Source organism: Ramlibacter algicola (genome assembly GCF_016641735.1).
Taxonomy (GTDB): domain Bacteria; phylum Pseudomonadota; class Gammaproteobacteria; order Burkholderiales; family Burkholderiaceae_C; genus Ramlibacter; species Ramlibacter algicola.
This window is the reverse complement of the sequence record NZ_JAEDAO010000001.1, coordinates 179,885-200,666: the sequence shown is the minus strand read 5'-3', so window position 1 is coordinate 200,666 and position 20,782 is coordinate 179,885. Positions and strand designations below refer to the sequence as shown.

22 protein-coding genes and 1 tRNA gene are annotated in these 20,782 nt (G+C 70.6%); 12 read left to right on the top strand and 11 right to left on the bottom strand.

Translation table 11 applies throughout. The features are described 5' to 3' along the window. Window positions 1–7 precede the first annotated feature (7 nt). From I8E28_RS01010 to I8E28_RS00995, 4 genes are read left to right on the top strand one after another with little or no spacing between them, the layout of a single operon-like run. Window positions 8–1,819, top strand: coding sequence for a cytochrome c oxidase subunit I (locus tag I8E28_RS01010; RefSeq protein WP_200785997.1), 1,812 nt, complete (start codon window positions 8–10; stop codon window positions 1,817–1,819). Then, a complete protein-coding gene (locus tag I8E28_RS01005) occupies window positions 1,816–2,517 on the top strand; it encodes a cytochrome c oxidase subunit 3 (RefSeq protein WP_338050701.1) in 702 nt (233 codons plus the stop codon). Before I8E28_RS01010 ends, I8E28_RS01005 begins: the two co-directional genes overlap by 4 nt. Before the next feature lie 11 nt (window positions 2,518–2,528). Then, window positions 2,529–3,248 (top strand): heme-copper oxidase subunit III family protein, encoded by a 720-nt coding sequence (locus tag I8E28_RS01000; protein ID WP_200785996.1) that lies wholly within the window; start codon window positions 2,529–2,531, stop codon window positions 3,246–3,248. 13 nt (window positions 3,249–3,261) lie between these two features. Further along, window positions 3,262–3,654: a cytochrome C oxidase subunit IV family protein gene (locus I8E28_RS00995; RefSeq protein ID WP_200785995.1), complete on the top strand. Its 393-nt coding sequence runs from the start codon at window positions 3,262–3,264 to the stop codon at window positions 3,652–3,654. 5 nt (window positions 3,655–3,659) lie between these two features. Here I8E28_RS00995 and I8E28_RS00990 read toward each other — a convergent pair whose 3' ends face one another. From I8E28_RS00990 to I8E28_RS00965, 6 genes are all read right to left on the bottom strand, one after another. Further along, entirely contained in the window at window positions 3,660–4,868 is a 1,209-nt protein-coding gene (locus tag I8E28_RS00990) for a serine hydrolase domain-containing protein (protein WP_200785994.1), read from the bottom strand. Between the two features lie 44 nt (window positions 4,869–4,912). Next, window positions 4,913–5,422, bottom strand: coding sequence for a hypothetical protein (locus tag I8E28_RS00985; RefSeq protein ID WP_200785993.1), 510 nt, complete (start codon window positions 5,420–5,422; stop codon window positions 4,913–4,915). Window positions 5,423–5,426: 4 nt separating this feature from the next. Further along, entirely contained in the window at window positions 5,427–6,014 is a 588-nt protein-coding gene (locus tag I8E28_RS00980; RefSeq protein WP_200785992.1) for a HupE/UreJ family protein, read from the bottom strand. Then, the gene (locus I8E28_RS00975; protein WP_200785991.1) at window positions 6,011–6,826 is read right to left on the bottom strand and encodes a DUF4198 domain-containing protein; all 816 of its coding nucleotides are present in this window, start codon (window positions 6,824–6,826) and stop codon (window positions 6,011–6,013) included. Before I8E28_RS00975 ends, I8E28_RS00980 begins: the two co-directional genes overlap by 4 nt. 31 nt (window positions 6,827–6,857) lie before the next feature. Next, window positions 6,858–8,948, bottom strand: coding sequence for a TonB-dependent receptor (locus I8E28_RS00970; RefSeq protein WP_200785990.1), 2,091 nt, complete (start codon window positions 8,946–8,948; stop codon window positions 6,858–6,860). A gap of 41 nt (window positions 8,949–8,989) precedes the next feature. Continuing rightward, window positions 8,990–9,065: transfer RNA gene (locus tag I8E28_RS00965), tRNA-Arg, on the bottom strand. A gap of 120 nt (window positions 9,066–9,185) precedes the next feature. Between I8E28_RS00965 and I8E28_RS00960 the strand changes: the two genes are divergently transcribed. After that, the gene (locus tag I8E28_RS00960) at window positions 9,186–10,106 is read left to right on the top strand and encodes a c-type cytochrome (RefSeq protein WP_200785989.1); all 921 of its coding nucleotides are present in this window, start codon (window positions 9,186–9,188) and stop codon (window positions 10,104–10,106) included. A gap of 31 nt (window positions 10,107–10,137) precedes the next feature. Here the strand turns inward: I8E28_RS00960 and I8E28_RS00955 are convergent, their stop codons facing one another. Both I8E28_RS00955 and I8E28_RS00950 read right to left on the bottom strand, forming a co-directional pair. Further along, on the bottom strand, window positions 10,138–10,668 hold the full coding sequence (locus I8E28_RS00955) for a DUF2946 family protein (RefSeq protein ID WP_200785988.1): 531 nt from the start codon (window positions 10,666–10,668) through the stop codon (window positions 10,138–10,140). A 29-nt stretch (window positions 10,669–10,697) separates the two neighbouring features. Further along, window positions 10,698–11,456, bottom strand: coding sequence for a sulfite exporter TauE/SafE family protein (locus I8E28_RS00950; RefSeq protein ID WP_200785987.1), 759 nt, complete (start codon window positions 11,454–11,456; stop codon window positions 10,698–10,700). Between the two features lie 329 nt (window positions 11,457–11,785). Here I8E28_RS00950 and I8E28_RS00945 point away from each other — a divergent pair, with 329 nt between their 5' ends. Next, window positions 11,786–12,838 (top strand): hypothetical protein, encoded by a 1,053-nt coding sequence (locus I8E28_RS00945; RefSeq protein WP_200785986.1) that lies wholly within the window; start codon window positions 11,786–11,788, stop codon window positions 12,836–12,838. After that, complete coding sequence (locus I8E28_RS00940) at window positions 12,838–13,620, top strand: hypothetical protein (RefSeq protein ID WP_200785985.1); 783 nt, start codon at window positions 12,838–12,840, stop codon at window positions 13,618–13,620. Before I8E28_RS00945 ends, I8E28_RS00940 begins: the two co-directional genes overlap by 1 nt. Here the strand turns inward: I8E28_RS00940 and I8E28_RS00935 are convergent. Continuing rightward, window positions 13,604–15,244, bottom strand: coding sequence for a GMC family oxidoreductase N-terminal domain-containing protein (locus I8E28_RS00935; RefSeq protein WP_200785984.1), 1,641 nt, complete (start codon window positions 15,242–15,244; stop codon window positions 13,604–13,606). The genes I8E28_RS00940 and I8E28_RS00935 overlap by 17 nt on opposite strands. Window positions 15,245–15,386: 142 nt before the next feature. On the opposite strand from I8E28_RS00935, the gene I8E28_RS00930 reads away from it, so the two are divergent. Genes I8E28_RS00930 through I8E28_RS00910 form a run of 5 tightly spaced genes read left to right on the top strand, consistent with a single transcriptional unit; the run spans window position 15,387 to window position 19,574 of the window. Next, complete coding sequence (locus tag I8E28_RS00930; RefSeq protein ID WP_200785983.1) at window positions 15,387–16,511, top strand: MlaE family ABC transporter permease; 1,125 nt, start codon at window positions 15,387–15,389, stop codon at window positions 16,509–16,511. Continuing rightward, window positions 16,511–17,335, top strand: coding sequence for an ABC transporter ATP-binding protein (locus tag I8E28_RS00925; protein ID WP_200785982.1), 825 nt, complete (start codon window positions 16,511–16,513; stop codon window positions 17,333–17,335). Before I8E28_RS00930 ends, I8E28_RS00925 begins: the two co-directional genes overlap by 1 nt. Before the next feature lie 12 nt (window positions 17,336–17,347). Next, window positions 17,348–18,325, top strand: coding sequence for an MlaD family protein (locus tag I8E28_RS00920; protein WP_200785981.1), 978 nt, complete (start codon window positions 17,348–17,350; stop codon window positions 18,323–18,325). Then, a complete protein-coding gene (locus tag I8E28_RS00915; RefSeq protein WP_200785980.1) occupies window positions 18,322–18,966 on the top strand; it encodes an ABC-type transport auxiliary lipoprotein family protein in 645 nt (214 codons plus the stop codon). The genes I8E28_RS00920 and I8E28_RS00915 overlap by 4 nt, the downstream gene beginning before the upstream one ends. Beyond that, entirely contained in the window at window positions 18,963–19,574 is a 612-nt protein-coding gene (locus tag I8E28_RS00910; RefSeq protein ID WP_338050699.1) for a cyclic nucleotide-binding domain-containing protein, read from the top strand. The genes I8E28_RS00915 and I8E28_RS00910 overlap by 4 nt, the downstream gene beginning before the upstream one ends. A 3-nt stretch (window positions 19,575–19,577) precedes the next feature. Here the strand turns inward: I8E28_RS00910 and I8E28_RS00905 are convergent, their stop codons facing one another. Next, window positions 19,578–20,033 carry a MaoC family dehydratase gene (locus I8E28_RS00905; RefSeq protein ID WP_200785979.1) on the bottom strand — a complete coding sequence of 152 codons (456 nt, stop codon included), beginning with the start codon at window positions 20,031–20,033 and terminating at the stop codon, window positions 19,578–19,580. Further along, window positions 20,033–20,776: an SDR family oxidoreductase gene (locus tag I8E28_RS00900; RefSeq protein ID WP_200785978.1), complete on the bottom strand. Its 744-nt coding sequence runs from the start codon at window positions 20,774–20,776 to the stop codon at window positions 20,033–20,035. The genes I8E28_RS00905 and I8E28_RS00900 overlap by 1 nt, the downstream gene beginning before the upstream one ends. Window positions 20,777–20,782 lie beyond the last annotated feature (6 nt).

Below are 20,782 nucleotides of genomic sequence, written 5' to 3'. Positions count from 1 at the left end.
GACCTGCATGACCAGCCATGTCGCGCACGACGAAACGGCCTACGCACCCCCGGCCGAAATCGGCGAAGTCGAGCTGTACCACGCGAAGACATTCGTCGGCAAATACATCTGGAGCCAGGACGCGAAGGTCATCGCGATCCAGTACGCGCTGACCGCGATGGCCATCGGGCTGGTGGCGCTGGTCTTTTCCTGGCTGATGCGGTTGCAGCTCGGATTCCCGGGCCGCCTCACCTGGATCGACCCGGCGACCTACCTGCAGCTGGTGAGCATGCACGGGATGATCATGGTGATCTACCTGCTCACGGCGCTGTTCCTGGGCGGGTTCGGCAACTACCTGATCCCGCTGATGGTGGGGGCACGCGACATGGTGTTTCCCTACGTCAACATGCTCAGCTACTGGATGTACCTGCTGGCCGTCGTGCTGCTGGTCGTCAGCATGCTCGTGCCCGGCGGGCCCAGCGGCGCCGGCTGGACCCTCTATCCGCCGCAGGCGATCCTCGAGGGCACGCCCGGCTCGCGCCTGGGCATCATCTTCCTGCTCGTCTCGCTGATCGTGTTCGTGATCGGCTTCACCATGGGCGGCCTCAACTACGTCGTCACGGTGCTGCAGGCACGCACGCGCGGCATGACGCTGATGCGCCTGCCGCTGACGGTGTGGGGCATCTTCATGGCCACCATCCTCGCGCTGCTGGCGTTCCCGGCGCTGTTCGTCAGCGCCGTGATGATGCTGCTGGACCAGACGCTGGGAACCAGCTTCTTCATGCCGGCGCTGGTGTCGCAGGGGCGGCAGCTGCAGTACTCCGGCGGCAGCCCGCTTCTGTTCCAGCACCTGTTCTGGTTCTTCGGCCACCCGGAGGTCTACATCGTGGCGCTGCCGGCGTTCGGCATCGTCTCGGACCTGATCGCCACCCACGCGCGCAAGAACATCTTCGGCTACCGCATGATGGTCTGGGCGATCCTGGTGATCGGCGGCCTGTCGTTTGTCGTCTGGGCGCACCACATGTACGTGAGCGGCATGAACCCGTACTTCGGCTTCTTCTTCGCCACCACGACGCTGCTCATCGCGGTGCCGACCGCCATCAAGGTCTACAACTGGGTGCTGACGCTGTGGCGCGGCAACATCCGCCTGACGGTGCCGATGCTGTTCGCCATCGCGTTCATCTTCACCTTCGTCAACGGCGGCCTCACGGGCCTGTTCCTCGGCAACGTGGTGGTCGACCTTCCGCTGTCCGACACGATGTTCGTCGTCGCGCACTTCCACATGGTCATGGGCATCGCGCCGGTGCTGGTGGTGTTCGGTGCCATCTACCACTGGTACCCCAAGGTGACCGGCCGCATGCTGGACGACCGCCTGGGCAAGCTGCACTTCTGGATCACCTTCGTGGGTACCTACGCGATCTTCTATCCCATGCACTACCTCGGGTTCATGGGCGTGCCGCGCCGCTACTACGCGCTGGGCACCACGAACTTCATCCCGCAGTCGGCGCACCTGCTCAACGAGTGGATCTCGATCGCGGCCTTCATCGTCGGCGCCGCGCAGATGGTGTTCCTCTACAACCTGGCGCGCAGCTACTTCCGCGGCCAGCCCGCCGGCGGCAACCCGTGGCAGGCGACGACGCTGGAGTGGCAGACCCCGCAGACGCCGCCTGCCCACGGCAACTTCGGCAAGGAGCTGCCGGCCGTCTACCGCTGGGCCTACGACTACGGCGTGCCGGGCCTGCAGACCGACTTCATTCCGCAGAACGTGCCGCCCGCCGACGTGCCCGCGGAAGCGTGGGTGCGGACGGGGCAGGCCGCAGCGAGGGGGGCCGCAGCGTGACCATCGGCCTGGTGTTCCTCACGCTGCTGATGGCCGCCATCGTCGGCTGGCTGTTCCGGCAGACCCTCCATGTGCAGCCTTGGCGGGCGGAGGCCGCCGGTGCGGGCCGACCGCCGGGCACCCCAACCACGCCGCCCGCCAAGACGGCACTGTGCGTGTTCCTCGCCGTGGCCAGTTCGCTGTTCGTGCTGTTCATCAGCGCCTACGCGATGCGGCTGGGCGTCGCCGACTGGAACCCGATGCCGCGGCCGCGGCTGCTGCTGCTGAACACCGCGCTGCTGGCCTTCGCCAGCCTGGCGATGGAGTGGTCGGTGCGCGCGGCACGTCGCGACGATGTCCCGGCGCTGCGCCATGGCCTGCTCGCCGGTGGAGCGCTGACGGTCGGATTCATCGCCGGCCAGCTGGCCGTGTGGCGGCAGCTCGATGCCGCGTCCTTCGTGGTGTCCAGCAGCGCCGCTGCCGCGTTCTTCTACCTGCTGACTGCGGCGCACGGCCTGCACGTGCTGGGCGGCCTGGTGGCGTGGGCGCGCGCGGTGCGGCGTGTGTGGCGCGGCGGCACGGACCCGGCCGCCGTGCGGCTGGGCGTCGAACTGTGCGCGACCTACTGGCATTACCTGCTCGCCGTCTGGATCGCGCTCTATGCGCTGCTCGTGTCCGAGGGACTCGGGCTGGCGATCTGCACGTCGGCGCCCTTGTGAGGAGCAGCAGCATGGCCATCAGCATCGATGCAGGACCGGTGGTCGCCAAGCCCGCCGAAGGCTGGCAGAGCGTCGTCGCCGACGTGTCCTCGGACCAGCGAGCCTTCAAGGGCGTGCCCTGGGGCAAGCCGATGATGTGGATCTTCCTGGTCAGCGACACCTTCATCTTCGGCAGCTTCCTGATCTCGTACATGACGGTGCGCGCGTCGACCACCGTGCCCTGGCCGTCCCCCAGCGAGGTCTTCGGGCTCGAGCTGTTCGGCCGGAACGTGCCCCTGCTGCTGATCGCGATCATGACGTTCGTCCTGATCAGCAGCAGCGGCACGATGGCGCTGGCGGTCAACTATGGCTACCGGCGCGACCGCAAGACGACGTTCGCGCTGTTGCTGGCCACTGCGGCGCTGGGTGCGACCTTCGTCGGCATGCAGGCGTTCGAATGGACCAAGCTGATCCTCGAAGGCGTGCGCCCCTGGGGCAACCCGTGGGGCGCGCCGCAGTTCGGGTCGACGTTCTTCATGATCACCGGCTTCCACGGCACGCACGTGACCATCGGCGTGATCTTCCTGCTGATCGTCGCGACGAAGGTCCGGCGCGGCGACCTCGATGCGCAGCGGCCGGGCTTCCTCACCGGCCGCCGCGGGAACTACGAAATCGTCGAGACCATGGGCCTGTACTGGCACTTCGTCGACCTGGTGTGGGTCTTCATCTTCGCGTTCTTCTACCTCTGGTAGCCGGGAGCAGGCCATGGACCATGCAGAGCATCCCCATGACGTGCACGGCGGCAGCCACCCGGTCGGGCAGCAGCATCCGCTGGGCATCTACTTCAAGATCTGGGGCCTGCTGTTCGTGCTCAGCGCGGCGTCCTACCTGGTGGACTACTTCGACGTGCAGGGGGTGCTGCGCTGGTTCCTGATCGTCGTGTTCATGCTGCTGAAGGCCGGGCTGATCGTGTCGGTCTTCATGCACATGGTCTGGGAGCGCTTGGCGCTGGTCTACGCCATCCTCGTGCCACCGCTGCTGCTGGTCACGCTGCTGGGCATCGGCGCGCTGGAGGCCGGCTACACGCACCTCGCGCGCGGCACCTTCTTCGCGCCGGCCGCGGAACCCGCGGTGGCGGCGCCGGCCCACGCCAAGTAGCGGCCCTACTTCGGGCTCGCCGCCGCCTCGTCGTCGACGGCCTTCTGCACCGCCCGGTAGAACGCCGTGCGGGCGGCGCCCGCCGTGCGGTCGGACGCGCCACCGGCCCAGTTCGCGTTCGACGCGACCACGAGCTGGCGCTTCGGGTCGATGAAGATGCCCTGGCCGAAGATCCCCTTGGCCTCGAAGCTGCCGTCGTCGTGCGTCCACCACTGGAAGCCGTAGCCGTCGCCGGGCTTGCCGATGTCGGCCTGCCTGGTGGTCGCCTGCTCGAGCCAGCGGTCCGGCACGATCGATTGCCCGTTCACTTTCGCGCCGCCGAGGACGAACAGGCCCACGCGCGCGTAGTCGCGGGTCGCGGCCTGGATGCAGCAGCCGCTGATCTCGCGGCCGGTGCGGCTGAGGATCCAGGTCGCGTCCTGCTGCATGCCGGCAGGTTTCCACACCTTCTCCGACAGGTACTGCGCCAGCGGCTTCCTGGTCGCCTCCGACAGCAGCACGCCCACCAGGTTCGTTTCACCCGTGCTGTAGTTCCAGCGCGTGCCCGCGGGCGCCGCGCGCGGCAGCTTGCGCAGGTAGCTCACGAGCTGGTCGACGCCTTCCTCGGGCTTGTGGTTGTTGAAGCGCGCGACGTCGGAATCCGGGTCCGAGTAGTTCTCGTTCCACTGCACGCCCGACGTCATCGACAGCAGCTGGCGGATGTTCACGTCGTCGTACGCCGAGCCTTTCATCTGCGGGATGTAGGTGCTGACCTTGTCGTCCAGGCTCTTGATGAATCCGTCGCGAATGGCGGCGCCCACCAGCGTCGACGTCAGCGATTTGGCCACCGAGAAGCTCGTCCAGCGGCCGTTCGCATCAAAACCCAGGCCGTAACGTTCGAGGCGCAGCTTGCCGCCGTGCACGATCAGCAGCGCCGCGCTGCGCTGGCCCTGCATGTAGGCGTCGACATCGACCGGCAGCGCCAGCGGCGCGCCGGCCGGCAGTGGCGATGCCGTGGGCCCCGCTTCGATCACGCGGTGCTTGGCGAGGAGGGGCAGCCGGTCCAGCGCGCGGAACGCGGCGTCGCGCTGGTCCTGGTTCCAGAACAGCAGGTCGCGATTGGTCGGCACCGTGGCGAGCAGGCCGCGCGTTTCCTTGTCGAGGCTGAACCAGCCTGCGGTGCCGGCGACGACGAGCGCGGCCAGCGCACCCAGCGCGATGCTCTTGGATTTCATGGCTCCTCCGAGTGGTTCGTGCGATTGGACACGAAAGATTCGCGTCAGAGCACCCCGCGCGCTCGCAGCGCCAGCAGCAGGATGCCGACCGCGGTGATCCATGCACCCGCCATGCGGCGCGCGATCGAGGCGCCGAGCTGCAAACGTGCGGGCCAGCGGATGCTTGCGCGCGCGAGCAGCAACGCGGCGCCTGGCACGAGCAGCAACGCGACGCTGCCTGCCGCTTCGGCGGGCGTCGCGGTCGGCACGCCTGCGGCCAGTGCGGCCGCAAAGCCACCGGGCACCAGCGCGAGCGGCGAAGCCGCGCGGAATTGCCCATTCGCGGCCACGAACACCCCGAGCACGCCCAGCACGCACGCCGCGATCGTGGCGGCGGGCCAGGTGTCCGGCGTCGCATAGCCGGACAGGAGCGACACGCCCAGCAGCGCGGCCATCGCGGCCGCCGCGCGGCGGGACGCGGGACGGCAAGCCAGGCACGCTGCCAGGATGGCGCCGAGCGCGAGCGGCGACTGCGCCGCGTACAGCGCTCCGTCGGCCAGGCCCGCGGCGTCCATGCGACTAGGCGCCCGCGATGCGGCTCACGAGCAGCCACGCGCCCGCGCACGCCACGAGGACGCCGAGTGTGCGCAGCACGCGGTCGCCATGCCGCCATGCACGCACCGCGCCGATCGCGATGCCGGTGCCGTGCAGCAGGCCGCTGGCCAGCACGAAGCCGCTCGCGTACGCGGCAGGCAGCGCGGCGCTCGGCAGCTCCTTGCCGTGTGCGTAGCCATGCAGGAAGCCGAAGAAGGCGACGACGGCGACGGCCAGCGGCAGCGACGCGCGCCACCACGCGGCGATCGCGCCGCCGAGCACCAGGACCGACAGCGCGACGCCGGGTTCGATCGCCGGCAGCGCGACGCCCGCCAGCGCCGTCACGGCGCCGATCACCATCAGCATCGGGAAGGCGACCGGCAGCAGCCACACGAGCGGCGCGCCGAGGATCGCGCCCCACATGCCGACCGCCACCATCGCCAGCAGGTGGTCGCCGCCGGTGAGCGGGTGCAGGAAGCCGCGCACGAAGCCGCCGCCGGTCGCGACGTCCGTGTGCGCCTGCGCGAGCAGCGGCCCCAGCAACGCCACCAATGCGATGTGGCGCGCCTTCATTGCACCTGCACCGTCAACGTGGCGAAGCGCGTGCGCCACACGTTGTCAGCACCCGGCAGGTCGAACGCGGTGCTGCGCAACAGCCATTCGCCGGGCGTGGGCAGTTGTACGCTGATGCGGCCCTGCGCGTCGGTCTGCGCCCAGATGCCGGCCGCGCCGCGCAGCGGCACGAGTTCGATCGCCAGGCCCGCGACCGGCTTGCCATTCGCGAGCGCCTGGAAGGCCACCGGTTGTGCGGCACGCAGCGGCTGCGATCCGACGGGAAGCAGTTCCAGCGGGTCACCGTGCGGCGTGCGAGCGCGCGCCAGGTCCTGCACGGCCGCGCCGGGCACGAGTGCCTCGATGCGCACGTACTTGCGGTAGACCTCGTTCCAGCCGATGCCCGCTTTCGCCTGCCGGGCCCACGCATCGCGCACGGCCTGCGGCGCGCGCACGTCCTCGACATACGCCTGCACGAGGTCGGGCGCGAGCGTGAGTTCCACCGGCAGCAGTTCCAGCCAGCAGCCGACCGCCTTCGCGTCGCCGATGCGCGAGCGCATCTCCAGCGCCAGCGGCAATTCGCTGCGCGGCGACAAGCCATGCTGTTGGCCGGCTTCGTCGACGCAGCCGGATCGCGCCACGCGTGCGCTGGAGATCACGCCGTCGGATTTCGGATAGCGCCCGCCGGATCCGAGGTGCAGCGCCAGCAAGCCCGCGCCCGGCTGCTGCGGCGCGACCTGCAGCCAGGTGTCGTGCGCCTGGACTGCGGACGAAGCCAGCAAGGCCGCGAGGGCCGCGACACGGGCGAGGAGGGGAAGGCGCGTGATCGGCACGGGCGCAAGCATAGCGACCGCCGCGGCGCGATCAGAACCGGGCGGTGACCGCCAGCCGCAGCGTGCGCGGCTCGACCGGGTGGAAGTGCAGGTCCTCCACGCCTTCCAGCGGCTCGCCGGCCAGGCGCGACGCGTAGAAGTACTCGATGTCGCTGGCCCTGCGGTTGAACAGGTTGAACACGTCAGCGGTGAGTTGAACGCGCGGCGTGGCCTGGTAGCCGATGCGCAGGTAGGCCAGCGTCGTGGACGAGGAGCGGCGCGAGTCGTCTTCCAGCAGCGGGCGTGGGCCGAAGTAGCGCAGTTGCAGGTGGCCCGACCACGGCCCGTAGCCCGTGACGGTGGCGCCGATCGAGGCGACCTTCTCCGGCGCTCCGGGCACGCGGTCGCCGGCCGGGTCGGCTTGCGTGAAGCGCGCGCGGGACCACGCGAAGTCGGCGTCCAGCATCAGCCACGGCGCGACGCGCCAGTGGTTGTTCCATTCGATGCCGCTGCGTCGGCTGGCACGGCTGGGCTCGGTGTCGCCCGCGTCGCCGGAGAACACGAGCTCGGAGCCGAGGCGCAACTGCCAGAGCGCGAGCGAGCTTTGCAGTCCCTCGATGGCTTCGGTGCGCACGCCGACTTCCGAACCCCTCGTCCGCACCAGCGGCGTCACCGGCGTCACCGGCGTGGGCTCGCGCGGCGCCAGCGTCGCGACCGTGCCGCGCGCATCGTTGCTGTGGAAGCCGTAGCCCGAGTTGACGAAGAACTCGGTGCGCGACCACGGTCCCAGCACGAGGGACAGCTTGGGCGACGTGATCGATGCGCTGCGTGCGCCGCTGTTGCCGGCGATGCTGCTGGCCACGTCGAAGTCGAACCGGTCGTGCCGCACGCCCGCGATGGAGCGCAGCCAAGGCAGCCACTGCGTGTCGTTCGAGGCCCAGGCGCCGATGCTGCTTTCGCGCACGCGGCTCTCCTGCACCGTCGCGACGCGTTGCCGAGCTTCGGTATGGAACAGGCCGACGGGATCGAGCCGGTCCTGCCGCACTTGCACGCCGACGCCGGTGAATCCTTCGCGGCCCGCCAGGTGCGTGTGCCAGCGACCGCTGGCCGAGCCGCCGACGATGCGTCGGCGCTCGGCTTGCGCGAACTGGTCGCCCTGGAGGCCCGACGCATTCGCGGCCGCATCGTCGGCCGGGTGGTCGAGCAGGTAGGTGAAGTTCGAGAACAGGTCGAGCCGCGAGCGGACGGCGTACGCGTTGGCCTGCAGCCAGCCGCCTTCGTCCAGGGTGCGCTGCCAGGCCCAGGACAGGCTCGCGCGCGAGCTCTTGCCGCCATCGCTGGGGTCGACAACGCCGAAGCGGTCGATCGTTCCCGCTTCGACGGCGCGCAGCGGGATCTGGTCGGTGGCGTTCCAGCGCGCGTCGTAGGCCATGCCGGTGAGCGACCAGCGCGTCGCACCCTCGGCCTGGCTGAATCGCAGCACCGCGTTATGGCGGCGGAAGCGCTCGGGCACCGTCCACGGCCCGTCGTTCGAAGCCGCTTCGCCCGCGTACAGCAGCGTGCCGGTGGACAGCGCCGTGCTGCCGGCCACCAGCCCACGGCGGTAGCCACGCTGCCCCGCCGCCAGTTGCGCCAGCGGGCCGGCCAGGCTGTCGACCAGGCGGATGTGCGCGGCACCGGCCGACGAGAAGTCGCCCTCGGACGCGTAGTACGGACCCTTCTGGTAAGCGATGCGCTCGACCAGTTCGGGCAGCAGGAAGTTCAGGTCCGTGTAGCCCTGGCCATGCGCGTGGCTCACCATGTTCACCGGCACGCCGTCCACCCAGGTGGCGAAGTCGGTGCCGTGATCGAGGTTGAAACCGCGCAGGAAGTACTGGTTGGCCTTGCCGTCGCCGGAGTGCTGCGTGACGATCAGCCCGGGGACGAACTCGAGGATCTCCGCGGGACGCAGCGTCGGGCGGTTCTGCAGCAGCGTGGAGGTGGCGACGCCCTGGCTGGCCGCGTCGGAGGTGCCGACCGCGTTCTGGTACGTGCCTTGGACGGTGACGGGGGCGAGGCCGGTGCCCGATTGGGCTTGCGCGGCGGCCGCGCAGGCCAGCGCGAGCAAGGCGATGCAGTCACGGCGTGCGGGCAAGCGGGACATTCACCCTGGATGGCGCTCGTCGCGAGGACGGGGAAACCGAGTGGTGCGGCTGGCGGGGATCGAACCCACGACCCTTGGCTTCGGAGGCCAATACTCTATCCACTGAGCTACAGCCGCACGGTGGAGGCTCGATTATCGCCCATCGCCGCAGCCGCGGCGGGTGCGCGACGGCCGCGTTGGTGTCGCCCTCTATAATCGAAGGTTGTTCTGACTTCGCCCGCGCAACCCGAGGACGCCATGAGCGACAACTTGCACGAAGAATCCCACACCGGCCCGATCAAGACGCCCAAGCAGCTGCTGGCGACCGTGTTCTTCGCGTTCGTGGTGCCCGTCGCCATCATCATGGGCCTGGTGGCCTACGTGTCGTCCGAGTTCAAGCCGGCCGGCTCGACGGAGACCGAATCCTTCACCCTCGGCGGCGTGACGGCGCAGGACATCGAGCGCGGCACCACCGACCGCATCCGCAAGGTCGGCACCGTCGAGATCCGCGACGCCAACCGCCCGCTGCAGTCCGGCGAGAACGTCTTCAAGGCGCAGTGCACCACCTGCCACACGGCGGGCGTGGCTGGCGCGCCGAAGTTCGGCGATGCCGCAGCCTGGGCCGCGCGCATCAAGACCGGCTTCGAGGCGCTGGTGAACAGCGCGCTCAAGGGCAAGGGCGCCATGCCCCCGCAAGGCGGCGGCGACTTCAACGACACCGAGATCGCCCGCGCGGTCGCCTACATGGCCAACGCCGGCGGTGCCAAGTTCCAGGAACCGGCCGCACCGGCGGCAGGCGCCCAACAGGCCGCGGCCTCGGCTCCGGCTGCCTCCGCACCTGCTGCAACGGCCGCTGCATCCGCGCCCGCTGCTCCCGCGCAACCCGCGGCGCAGACCGTTGCTGCCGCCCCCGCCGCCGCGCCGGCTCCCGCTGCCGCTGCCGGCAACGGCGAAGCCGTCTACAAGCAGTTCTGCGTGGCGTGCCACGCCGCCGGCGTGGCCAACGCGCCCAAGTTCGGCGACAAGGCCGCGTGGGCGCCGCGTGTCGCGCAAGGCATGCCTGCCCTGTACAACTCGGCCCTCAAGGGCAAGGGCGCGATGCCTCCCAAGGGCGGCAGCCCGGCGCCCGATGCGGACATCCAGGCCGCGGTCGACTACATGGTGCACGCGGCGAAGTAATCGCGGCTCCCGCCTTCCAACGAAAAGCCGGTCAATGACCGGCTTTTTGCTGGGCGGGGCTGGGCACGTACCCGAAGCGCGCCGGCAGGTCGCGGGCCAGCACGTCCTGCGGCTGCCAGGTGCCCTGCTCCACCAGGTCCGACGCCACGTGCATGTCCTGCGTGTGGACCAGGCCGAGCGCGCGTGGCGTCTCCACGTAGAGGCGGCCCGCTTCGTCCAGGTAGGCGGCCTTCGCGGCCAGCGTTTCTCCCGTGTGCGCCGTCAGCACGCCGGCTGCATCCACGCGCAGCACCAGCGGCGCCGCTTCCAGTTCGACGTAGACGCGTTGCGGGCCGTTCTGGAAATACCAGCAGCCGTCGTCGTCGCGCTCGTAGTTGCGCTGGATGAAGTCGACCAGCTTCTCGTGCCGCAGCAGCGAGCCGCGCGATTGCGGGAACGGGCCGGCGGCCTGGGCACGGTCGTCGCGCATGAACCATTGCCCGCGCGCGTCCAGGCCGAGCCAGCCGAAGCAGTGCGGCACGTTCGGCCACTTGGCCATCGCCTGGCGCACGATGTCGTCCATCGGCCCATGATAGGCCGCCGCACCGGTCGTCAGCGCAGGAACGCGTCGTACCCCGTCTTGCAGATGAGTGCGGTGACCACCACCAGGAACATGCTGCGCACGAAGCCGGCACCGTGACGCAGCGCCAGGCGCGTGCCCAGCAGGCTGCCGGCCACGTTGGCCACCGCGAGGGCCAGCCCGTAGTGCCACCACACGTGGCCCTTGAAGGCGAACAGCGCAAGCGCGGCGAGGTTGCTGGCCGTGTTGACGAGCTTGGCCGAGGCCGACGCGTGCAGGAAGTCGTAGCCCAGCAGGCGCACGAACAGGAACACGAGGAAGCTGCCCATGCCGGGGCCGAAGAAGCCGTCGTAGAAGCCGAGCACCAGGCCGATGGCCGCGCCGACCAGGGCTTCCGCGCGCCCTTCGAAGTGCGGCGCGTGGTCGCGGCCCAGGTGCTTGCGGGCCAGCGTGTACGCGAGCACGGCGACGAGCACCAGCGGCAGCAGCTTGCGCAGGAAATCGGGCGACACGGAGGTCACGGTCCAGGCCCCGATGAAGCTGCCGGCCATCGCGGCGATCGCGGCGGGCAGCAGCGCGCCCCAGCGCAGGTCGACGCGGCGGCTGAATTGCGCCGTTGCGATCGCCGTGCCCCACACCGACGCGCTCTTGTTGATGCCCAGCAGCGTGGCAGGGTGCGTGGCGGGCAGGGTCGCGAACAGCGCCGGCACGAGCACGAGGCCCCCGCCCCCCACGATCGCGTCCACGAAACCGGCCAGCAGCGACGCGGCCGCGATCAACACCAGATCCATCCCGGAATTGTCCCATCGCGCTCGCTGCGCCCCGGGCAACAAAAAGGCGCCGGGGGTGCCGGCGCCTGGGGAATGCATCGCAACGATGCCGAAGCGGCGATCGTTCGTGTTGTTGTTGTCTTGTCTCCTCGGTCCCCTCGCTGGCGCGGACCGGGTCCGCTGCGAGTGGCGCGACTCTAGGGCGGTGGGCGGCGGGCGGCATCGGGGCTTTCCCGGGCCGCTGTGGCATGCCAACACCACGCGTGCGGAGCGTGTAGGCGGTCGCGACTGCTGGGCTACAGTCTGTACGGGCCCCGCGGGGCCCATCGTTCAACGAGGGAGGAGACAAGATGAAGAATGCCCACTGGATTGCGCCGGCGCTGCTGGCCGTCGGACTCGCCGGCTGCGGCGGAGGTGGCGGGGGCGGCGATGGTGGAGCGACCGCGGGCGGCGGCGGGACGGTGTCCGCGCCCGCACCCGCGCCCGCGGTCGTGATCACGCAGGCCAACGCGCCCACCGTGGGCGCCCACGGCCTCGACGCCGCGCAGGACGACAGTTCGACCAACACGGCGGGCATCCTCACGGGTGTCCAGGTCCAGGGCGGCGCCGACGTCGGCCCGCTGGCGCTGGCCGCGATCGCCCGGCGCATGGGCGGCAAGGTGACGGCACTCCCCCTGGCGAGCGGCGTGCAAGTCGACGAGACCCAGCCCTGCCAGAACGGCGGCAGCGTCCGCATCGTCGGCACGGTCGCCAGCAACAGCGCCCTGGGCGCCGGCGACGACCTGACCATCACGGCGACGAACTGCGCGGAGCCTGTCAATGGCGTGATGACGACCCTGAACGGGCAGATGCGCTTCGAGATCACCGCCGGCTCGATGCCGGGCTCGGGCGTGCCGCCCTTCCACGTCGTCCTGCGCGTGACCACGACGGCCCTGTCGGTGCAGACCAGCACCGACCTGGCCACCAGCGACGGCGACATGACGATCGACCTCACCATGACGTCGTCCACCGCGCAGACGCTGGTCGTCTCCGGCACTTCGCTGAGCAGCAGCGCCACCATCAACGGTGTGCAGCGCCGGCGCACCCTCGCCAACTACTCGCAGCGTGTCGTGCTCAATGGCAGCACCGTCACCGGCGCCGTCTCCGGCACGGTCACGACCGACAGCACGCGCCTCGGCCCGGCCGGTGGGACGTTCACGCTGAGCACGCCCCAGGACCTGCGCTGGAGCACCACCAGCGACGCGCCGGTCGCGGGGCAGCTGAAGGTGACGGGCGCCGGCAATTCCGCGGTCCGGCTCACGTTCGGCGCTTCCAGCGTGACGGTGGAGACCGACGCCAACGGCGACGGCACCTACGAGGGATCGACGACCGCGACGGTCGCGCAACTGCAGGGCCTGCTCTGATGCGGCGCGCGGCGGCTGCGTTGCTGCTCGTCGCGGCCACCGCGGCGTCCGCGCAGGACAGCCTCGTGGTCGGCGTGTCGGTCGGCGCCATGCACCGGCAGCTGCGCGAACGCGCGGCCGGCGCGACGCTCCTCACCGAACGCGGGACGGTCGCCACGGCCGGCGTGCAGGCGACGCGCACCTGGGCGGGTGGCGCGGCCTGGCAGGGCGAAGCCCGGATCGCCGGCGGCCGCCTCGACTACGACGGCCAGACCCAGGGCGGTGCGCCGCTCGCGGCGCGGTCGGGTCACCTGGACTGGACGGCCGACGTCCGCTGGCGTCCGCTCGCGCCCGCGGCCTGGGGCGAGGCCTGGCTGACCGCAGGGACGCTGCGGAACCGGCGTGACATCAGCAGCACGCCGCAGGCGAGCGGCTTGCGCGAGACGTCCCACTCGCTGCTCCTGGGCATGCGCTGGGGATCGCCGATGCTCGCCGGCCCGGCGGGCTGGCAGTTGCAGGGCCTGGCCGACGTGCGGGGCAGCGTGTGGCACCGGCTCGACGTCGACTTCCACGGGCTGCTCGACACGGCACGGCTGCGCGGCGCGCGCCAGGTCGATGCCGGCCTGCGCCTCGTGGGCACGCGCGTGTATTCGCCGTGGTCGTGGGAGCTGTCGTGGCGCCGGCTCGCCCAGCCGCAGAGCGAAGTGACGCCGCTTTATCGCAACGGGGCCGTCTTCGGCACCGTGCGCCAGCCCGCGCTGCGCGTCGAGGACCTGGGCTTCGCGCTCAGCCGGCGCTTCTAGCCGCGTCGCGCACGATCCACTCGGCGGCCTTCTCGGCCAGCATCAGCGTGGGTGAGTTCGTGTTGCCGCTGGTGATCGTCGGCATCGCGCCGGCGTCGACCACGCGCAGGCCGTCGACCCCGCGCACCCGCAGGCGCGAGTCCAGCACCGCCATCGGGTCGTCGTCGCGGCCCATCCTGGTCGTGCCCACGGGATGGAAGATCGTCGTTGCGATGTCGCCAGCCAGCCGTGCCAGTTCCTCGTCGGTCTGGTACTGCACGCCCGGACGCCACTCCTCGGGACGGTACTTCTGCAGCGCGGGCTGCTGCACGATGCGCCGTGTCAGGCGCAGCGAGTCGGCGGCCACCTGGCGGTCTTCCGGCGTGGCGAGGTAGTTCGGCGCGATGGCCGGCGGCTCGTCGAACCGCGGGCTGCGGATGCGCACCGAGCCGCGGCTGGTCGGGTTGAGGTTGCACACGCTGGCGGTGAACGCCGGGAACGAGTGCAGCGGCTCGCCGAACGCGTCCAGGCTGAGGGGCTGCACGTGGTACTCCACGTTCGGCCACGGCTGGTCGGGCGTGCTGCGAGTGAACGCCCCGAGTTGCGACGGCGCCATGCTCATCGGGCCGCTGCGCGTGAGCAGGTACTGCAGCCCGATGCGCGCCTTGCCCACCCAGCTGTTGGCCAGCGTGTTGAGCGTCTCCACGCCTTGCACCTTGAACACGGCCCGGATCTGCAGGTGGTCCTGCAGGTTCTCGCCGACGCCCGGCAATTCGTGCCGCACGGGGATGCCGTGCCGCTGCAGCAACTCGCCCGGGCCGATGCCGGACAGCTGCAGCAACTGCGGCGAGCCGATGCTGCCCGCGCACAGGATCACTTCGCGCTCGGCCTCGACCTGCACAACCGCGCTGCCGGTCCACACGCGCGCGCCGGTGCAGCGCAGCGCGCCGTCGCCTTCTCGATCGACCACCAGCGACTGCACGTGCGCGTTGGTCCACATCTCGAAGTTGGCGCGCCCGTAGCATGTGGGCCGCAGGAAGGCCTTGGCGGTGTTCCAGCGCCAGCCGCTGCGCTGGTTGACCTCGAAGTAGCCGACGCCTTCGTTGCTGCCACGGTTGAAATCGTCCGTGGCCGGCACGCCGGCCTCCTGCGCCGCCTGGGCGAACGCGTCGAGGATGTCCCAGCGCAGGCGCTGGCGTTCGACGCGCCACTCGCCGCCGGCGCCATGCAGGTCGTCGGCGCCCTTGTGGTGGTCTTCGTGCTTGCGGAAGTACGGCAGGCACTGGTCCCAGCGCCAGGCCGGGTCGCCGGTCAGCGCGGCCCACTGGTCGTAGTCGCGCGCCTGGCCGCGCATGTAGATCATCCCGTTGATGCTGGAGCTGCCGCCCAGCGTCTTGCCGCGCGGGTAGCGCAGCGCGCGGCCGTTGAGGCCGGCATCGGGTTCGGTCTTGAACAGCCAGTCGGTGCGCGGATTGCCGATGCAATACAGGTAGCCGACCGGGATGTGGATCCAGTGGTAGTCGTCCTTGTGACCAGCCTCCAGCAACAGGACGCGGACCTTCGGGTCGGCCGAGAGGCGGTTGGCGAGCAGGCAGCCCGCCGTGCCCGCGCCGATGATCACGTAGTCGAAGGTGGTGTCGCTCACCCGACGAGCTTACTTGGAAGCGGCCTGCATGGCTCCAACGCACCTCGGCCGCGGGGGGCTTGGGCCAGGGCGGGATACCCCGGATGGGGCATCGCCGCAAGGACAACTCTGCAGGTAGCATCGCGCATCCGACCGCACCCGCATGCAGGACCCCTCCCCGCCCCGCGTCGAAGTCGCACCCGAAGAAGGCGGTGCCGCCCGAGCCCGCTTGCAGGGCGCATGGACCGCCGGGCAGTTCGCCGAACCTGGCCTCCTCGCCGACGTGCATGCGCAACTGGCCGGGGCGCAAGGCGCGGCCGCGTGGGACCTGCGCTCGGTCGCGCAGCTGGACCACGTGGGCGCGCAATTGCTGTGGGACCACTGGGGGCGCCGCCGCCCCCAGACGCTGGACCTGCTGCCGGGCCAGCGCGCGGTGCTCGAGCGGGTCGAGCAGTTCACCAACGATGCGCCGGCGCGGCAGCCTGTCGGCTGGCGCCAGCGTTACCTGCAGTTCGGCGAGGCGGTCCTGCAGCGCGTCGCCGCGGTCAAGGACTTCGTGCGCCTGGCCGGCCAGCTGGCGCTGGACACGTTCCGCCTCGCCAAGGCGCCGCACTACGGACCGTGGCGCGACCTGTCCGGGCACCTGTACCACATCGGGGCGACCGCGCTGCCGATCACCGCGCTGGTGGGCTTCCTGATCGGGGTCGTGCTGGCCTATCTCACGGCCAAGCAGTTGCGGCAGTTCGGCGCCGACGCGTTCATCGTGAACATCCTGGGCGTGGCCTTGATCCGCGAGCTGGGGCCGATGCTGGCGGCGATCCTGGTCGCGGGCCGCTCCGGCTCGTCCATCACGGCGCAGATCGGCGTCATGCGCGTCACCGACGAACTCGATGCCATGAGCGTGATGGGCATCTCGCACACCTTCCGCCTCGTGCTGCCGCGCGCCCTCGCGCTCGCGATCGCGATGCCGCTGATCAGCATCTGGACGACGCTGTGCGCGCTGGCCGGCGGCATGCTGGCGTCCGACATCTCGCTGGACATCACGCCGACCTTCTTCATGAACGCGCTGCCGGCCGCGGTGCAGATCGGCAACCTGGTGCTGGCCACCAGCAAGTCGGTCGTGTTCGGGCTGCTCATCGCCCTCATCGGCTGCCACTACGGCCTGGCGGTGCTGCCGAACACGCAAAGCCTGGGCGAGGGCACGACCGCCTCGGTCGTCACCTCGATCACCGTGGTGATCCTGGTCGATGCGCTGTTCGCCATCGCGTTCCAGGAGGTGGGGTTCTGATGGAGCCGCGCGTGCAGGACCCGCAGCAGCCGAAGGCGGCGACGCCGATGGTGGAGATCCGCGGCCTGCGCACGCAGTTCGAATTGCCCGGCCGCACGTTCACGGTGCACGACAACCTGGACCTCACGGTGCGCCGCGGCGAGGTGATGTCGCTGGTGGGCGGCTCCGGCACCGGCAAGACCGTGCTGCTGCGCCAGATCCTCGGCCTCGAGCAACCGGCCGCCGGCGAGATCCGCGTGTTGGGTCAGCCGCGCGGTTCGCTCGGCGAGCGTGCCGCCGCCAGCCGCGTGGGCATGCTGTTCCAGCACGGGGCGCTGTTCTCCGCGTTCAGCGTGCTGGAGAACATCGCGTTCCCCTTGCGTGAGTTGCGCACGCTGCCCACGTCGCTGATCCACGAGGCGGCGATGGTGAAGCTGCAGATGGTGGGACTGCAACCCGATGACGGCGCCAAGATGCCGTCGGACCTGTCGGGCGGCATGATCAAGCGCGTGGCCCTCGCGCGCGCGCTGATCATGGATCCGCCGCTGCTGCTGCTGGACGAGCCCACCGCGGGCCTGGACCCGGACAGCTCGGACGGCTTCGTCACGCTGCTGCGCTCGCTGCACCGCGACCTGGCGCTCACCGTGATCATGGTGACCCACGACCTGGACACGCTGTTCGAGCTGTCCACGCGCATCGCGGTGCTGGCCGAGAAGCGCGTCATCGTGAACGCGCCGCCCAAGGACGTGATCGCGTTCCAGCATCCCTTCATCCATGATTTCTTCCTCGGGCAACGCGGCCAGCGCGCCATGGAGCTGCTGCGCGAGTACCCGTTCGCCGTCTAGGAGCCACCCCGCATGGAAAACAAGGCCCACGCCCTCGCCGCCGGAATCTTCGTGGTGGCGCTCACGGTGATGCTGCTGGTGCTCGGTGCCTGGCTCACGCGGGATTCCGGCCCGCGCGACGCCTACGAGATCTCGACCCGCGAGTCGGTCACCGGCCTGCAGGAGCAGGCGCCCGTGCGCTACCGCGGCGTCGACGTCGGCAAGGTCACGCGCATCGGCTTCGACCCGAAGAACCAGGGCAACGTGCTGATCCGGCTGGAGATCGGCAATGGTGCGCCGGTCAGCACGGACACGTTCGCGACGCTCTCGTTCCAGGGCGTGACGGGCCTGGCCTTCGTGCAGCTGGACGACAGCGGCAAGCCGGCACCGCTGCTGCAGCCGAACAACGACGCGCCACCCCGCATCCCGCTGCGTCCGGGCCTGCTGGCCAAGCTCACGGAGAAGGGCGAGAAGATCCTGGACCAGGTCGAAGAGATCACCACGCGCGTCAACGGCCTGCTGGACGACAAGGGCGGCAAGGGCTTGCCGACGGCGGTGGCCAACGTGTCGCAGGCCGCCGCCGACCTGAGCACCCTGAGCCGCAACGTCGACCAGACGCTCGCCGCGCAATTCGGCCCGCGCAAGGTCGACATTCCGTCGCTGGTCAAGCGCACCGACACCGCGCTCGCCTCGCTGCGCGACACCTCCGAGGAAACGCGCTCGACGATCCACGAGATCGGCGTCACCGCGCGCCGCCTGAACGAGAAGGACGGCCCGATCGATCGCCTGTCCGAAGGCACGCAGGCGCTGTCGCACGCGGCCGACTCGTTCAACGCCGCCACGCTGCCGCGCATCAACCGCGTCACCGAAGACACCACGCGCGCGGTGCGCCAGCTGAGCCGGACCGTCAACAACATCAACGACAACCCGCAGTCCCTCATCTTCGGCAGCGGCCGCATCGAGCCGGGACCGGGCGAGGAGGGCTTCGTGTCGCCTGGAGGGAAGAAATGATCCGCCTGCACCGACTCGCCTGGGTCGCGCTCGCCTTGCTGCTGGGCGGCTGCGCCGGCTTCGTCGACAAGCCGCAACGGCCCGTGCTGTTCGACATGGGCCCGCTGCCCCCGCTGGTGGCGCCTGCCGCGAAGCCGGAGCCGCGCGTGGCCGTCGTCGTGCCGGACATCGAGGCGTCGGGGGCTCTGGACAGCTCCGCGATCCTGTACCGGCTCGGCTACTCGGACGACCACCAGCTGCGCGCGTACTCGCAATCGCGCTGGACCGCGCCGCCGCCGCAACTGGTGCGCCAGCGCCTGCGCCAGCAACTCGGGCGCGAGCGGCCGGTGCTCAGCGCCGATGAAAGTGCCGCGCTGGGCCGCGAGGGGCTCAGTGCCATCTACATCCTGCGGCTGGAGCTGGAGGAGTTCGCGCAGGTGTTCGACTCGGAAGCGCGCAGCCGCGGCGTGATCCGCCTGCGCGCCACGCTGCTGGCCAACACCACGGGCGGCGAGCAGCTGGTGGGCCAGCGCAGCATCGCCGTGGAAGGCGAGTCACCGACGCCGGATGCGTCAGGCGGCGTGCGCGCGATGACCGCCGCCACCGATGCCGCCGCCGCGGACATCAGCCTGTGGCTGCGCCAGGTGCGGGAGACCAAGTGAAGCCGGACGCCGCCGACCGGACCGATGCCGCCGCGCGGCTCGTCACGTCGGTGGCGCCGCGCCGCCCGGTGCGCGAGGAACTGGAGGCCGCGGGGCTCGAGGTGCTCGGCCCGTGCATCCGCCTCGCGCAGCGCCGCGACCTGCTGATGGAGTCGGCCCTGCTGCAGGACTTCACGGCCGACGAGGTCGACGCCCTGGGCAGCGTGATGCTGCACGTGCGCGCCAGGCCGGGCCAGTTGCTGATCCGCGAGGACGACAAGAGCGACTGGATGATGCTGCTGCTGTCCGGCACGGTGGACGTCGGCAAGCGCCCGGTGGGTGCGACGTCGCAGGCACCGGTCCAGTCCGAAGCCGCGCGGCTGGCCGTGCTGCGCGCCGGCGCCGTGCTGGGCGAGATGTCGATGCTGGATGGCGAGCCGCGGTTCGCGAGTTGCTGGGCGCTGGGCGACGTCGAGGCCGCGGTGCTCACGCGCGAGGGCGTCGCGCGCCTGATCGCGGAGCAGCCGGGCGTGGGCGCCAAGCTGTTGGTGAAGATCACGCAGTTGCTGGCCCAGCGCCTGCGCAACACCAGCCACCAGCTGATGCGCCACCTCAAGGGCGAGCGCTGACCCTCATCCCGGCTCGCGGCGCCGGAACATGCCGTAGCCTTCCATCAGCAGCACCTGCTCGCCGTTCTGGTTGAACATCTCCCACACGGAACGCACAAGGCCGATGTCGGGCTTGCTGCGCAGCGGCCGCGACTCGAGGATGCGGTGGCGCAGGGTGAGCACGTCGCCGGGGAACACCGGCTTCATCCACGACAGCTTCTCCAGCCCGGGCGAGCCCATGCTCGACGAGTTGCGCAGGAAGTTGTCGACCGTCAGCCGCATCGCCATCGCGCAGGTGTGCCAGCCGCTCGCGCACAAGCCGCCGAAGACGGACTCGCGGCCGGCCTGTTCGTCGACGTGGAACGGCTGCGGGTCGAATTGGGTGGCGAAGGCCTTGATCTCCTCCGCCGTCGGCGACACCGTGCCCAGGTCGAGCACGGTGCCGGGCTTCAGGTCCTCCCAGTACAGGCGCGACTCCATCAGCGGCCCCCCGACACGTCCAGCAGGCTCATGGTGGTGTAGCTCGCCTGCGGCGACAGCAGCCAGACGATGGCGTGTGCGACCTCCTCCGCGGTGCCGCCACGCTGCATCGGGACCTGGTGCTTCAGGCGTTCGACGCGGTCCGGGATGCCGCCCGACGCGTGGATGTCGGTCTCGATCAGGCCGGGGCGCACCGCGTTCACGCGGATGCCTTCGCCCGCGACTTCCTTGGCCAGCCCCATCGTGAACACGTCGATGGCGCCCTTGGCGGACGCGTAGTCGACGTACTGGCCCGCCGCGCCCAGGCGCGCCGCGGCGCTGGAGACGTTGACGATGGAGCCACCCGCGCCGCCGTGCTTCGTGCTCATGCGCCGCACGGCTTCGCGCGCGCAGACGATCGAGCCGAGCACGTTGATGTCGAACATGCGGCGCAGCCGCGCGACCGACATCTCGTCCACGCGTGCCGCGACGTCGACGACGCCGGCGTTGTTCACCAGCGCGCCCAGCGTGCCGAAGCGGTCCACCTCTTCGTACATCGCCAGCACCTGCTGCTCGTCGGCGACGTCGGCCTGCACCGCGATCGCCTGCCCGCCGCGCGACTCGATCGCGTGCACCACCTCATCGGCGGCATCGCGGCGCGCCGCGTAGTTGACCGCCACCTTCCAGCCTTCCGCCGCGGCGGCCAGCGCCGTCGCCGCCCCGATGCCCCGGCTGCCGCCGGTGACCAGCACCACATTGCCCATCGAGCC

What these genes read in the sequence shown, in the direction of transcription:
- I8E28_RS00905 (WP_200785979.1), bottom strand. Translation starts at nt 20,033, where the DNA reads ATGGAGTCGCGCCTGTACTGGGAGGACCTGAAGCCCGGCACCGTGCTC.
- I8E28_RS00930 (WP_200785983.1), top strand. Translation starts at nt 15,387, where the DNA reads ATGCAGGACCCCTCCCCGCCCCGCGTCGAAGTCGCACCCGAAGAAGGC.
- I8E28_RS00940 (WP_200785985.1), top strand. Translation starts at nt 12,838, where the DNA reads ATGCGGCGCGCGGCGGCTGCGTTGCTGCTCGTCGCGGCCACCGCGGCG.
- I8E28_RS00950 (WP_200785987.1), bottom strand. Translation starts at nt 11,456, where the DNA reads ATGGATCTGGTGTTGATCGCGGCCGCGTCGCTGCTGGCCGGTTTCGTG.
- I8E28_RS00995 (WP_200785995.1), top strand. Translation starts at nt 3,262, where the DNA reads ATGGACCATGCAGAGCATCCCCATGACGTGCACGGCGGCAGCCACCCG.
- I8E28_RS01010 (WP_200785997.1), top strand. Translation starts at nt 8, where the DNA reads ATGACCAGCCATGTCGCGCACGACGAAACGGCCTACGCACCCCCGGCC.
- I8E28_RS00900 (WP_200785978.1), bottom strand. Translation starts at nt 20,776, where the DNA reads ATGGGCAATGTGGTGCTGGTCACCGGCGGCAGCCGGGGCATCGGGGCG.
- I8E28_RS00955 (WP_200785988.1), bottom strand. Translation starts at nt 10,668, where the DNA reads ATGGACGACATCGTGCGCCAGGCGATGGCCAAGTGGCCGAACGTGCCG.
- I8E28_RS00945 (WP_200785986.1), top strand. Translation starts at nt 11,786, where the DNA reads ATGAAGAATGCCCACTGGATTGCGCCGGCGCTGCTGGCCGTCGGACTC.
- I8E28_RS00915 (WP_200785980.1), top strand. Translation starts at nt 18,322, where the DNA reads ATGATCCGCCTGCACCGACTCGCCTGGGTCGCGCTCGCCTTGCTGCTG.
- I8E28_RS01000 (WP_200785996.1), top strand. Translation starts at nt 2,529, where the DNA reads ATGGCCATCAGCATCGATGCAGGACCGGTGGTCGCCAAGCCCGCCGAA.
- I8E28_RS00960 (WP_200785989.1), top strand. Translation starts at nt 9,186, where the DNA reads ATGAGCGACAACTTGCACGAAGAATCCCACACCGGCCCGATCAAGACG.
- I8E28_RS00990 (WP_200785994.1), bottom strand. Translation starts at nt 4,868, where the DNA reads ATGAAATCCAAGAGCATCGCGCTGGGTGCGCTGGCCGCGCTCGTCGTC.
- I8E28_RS00985 (WP_200785993.1), bottom strand. Translation starts at nt 5,422, where the DNA reads ATGGACGCCGCGGGCCTGGCCGACGGAGCGCTGTACGCGGCGCAGTCG.
- I8E28_RS00920 (WP_200785981.1), top strand. Translation starts at nt 17,348, where the DNA reads ATGGAAAACAAGGCCCACGCCCTCGCCGCCGGAATCTTCGTGGTGGCG.
- I8E28_RS00925 (WP_200785982.1), top strand. Translation starts at nt 16,511, where the DNA reads ATGGAGCCGCGCGTGCAGGACCCGCAGCAGCCGAAGGCGGCGACGCCG.
- I8E28_RS00980 (WP_200785992.1), bottom strand. Translation starts at nt 6,014, where the DNA reads ATGAAGGCGCGCCACATCGCATTGGTGGCGTTGCTGGGGCCGCTGCTC.
- I8E28_RS00970 (WP_200785990.1), bottom strand. Translation starts at nt 8,948, where the DNA reads ATGTCCCGCTTGCCCGCACGCCGTGACTGCATCGCCTTGCTCGCGCTG.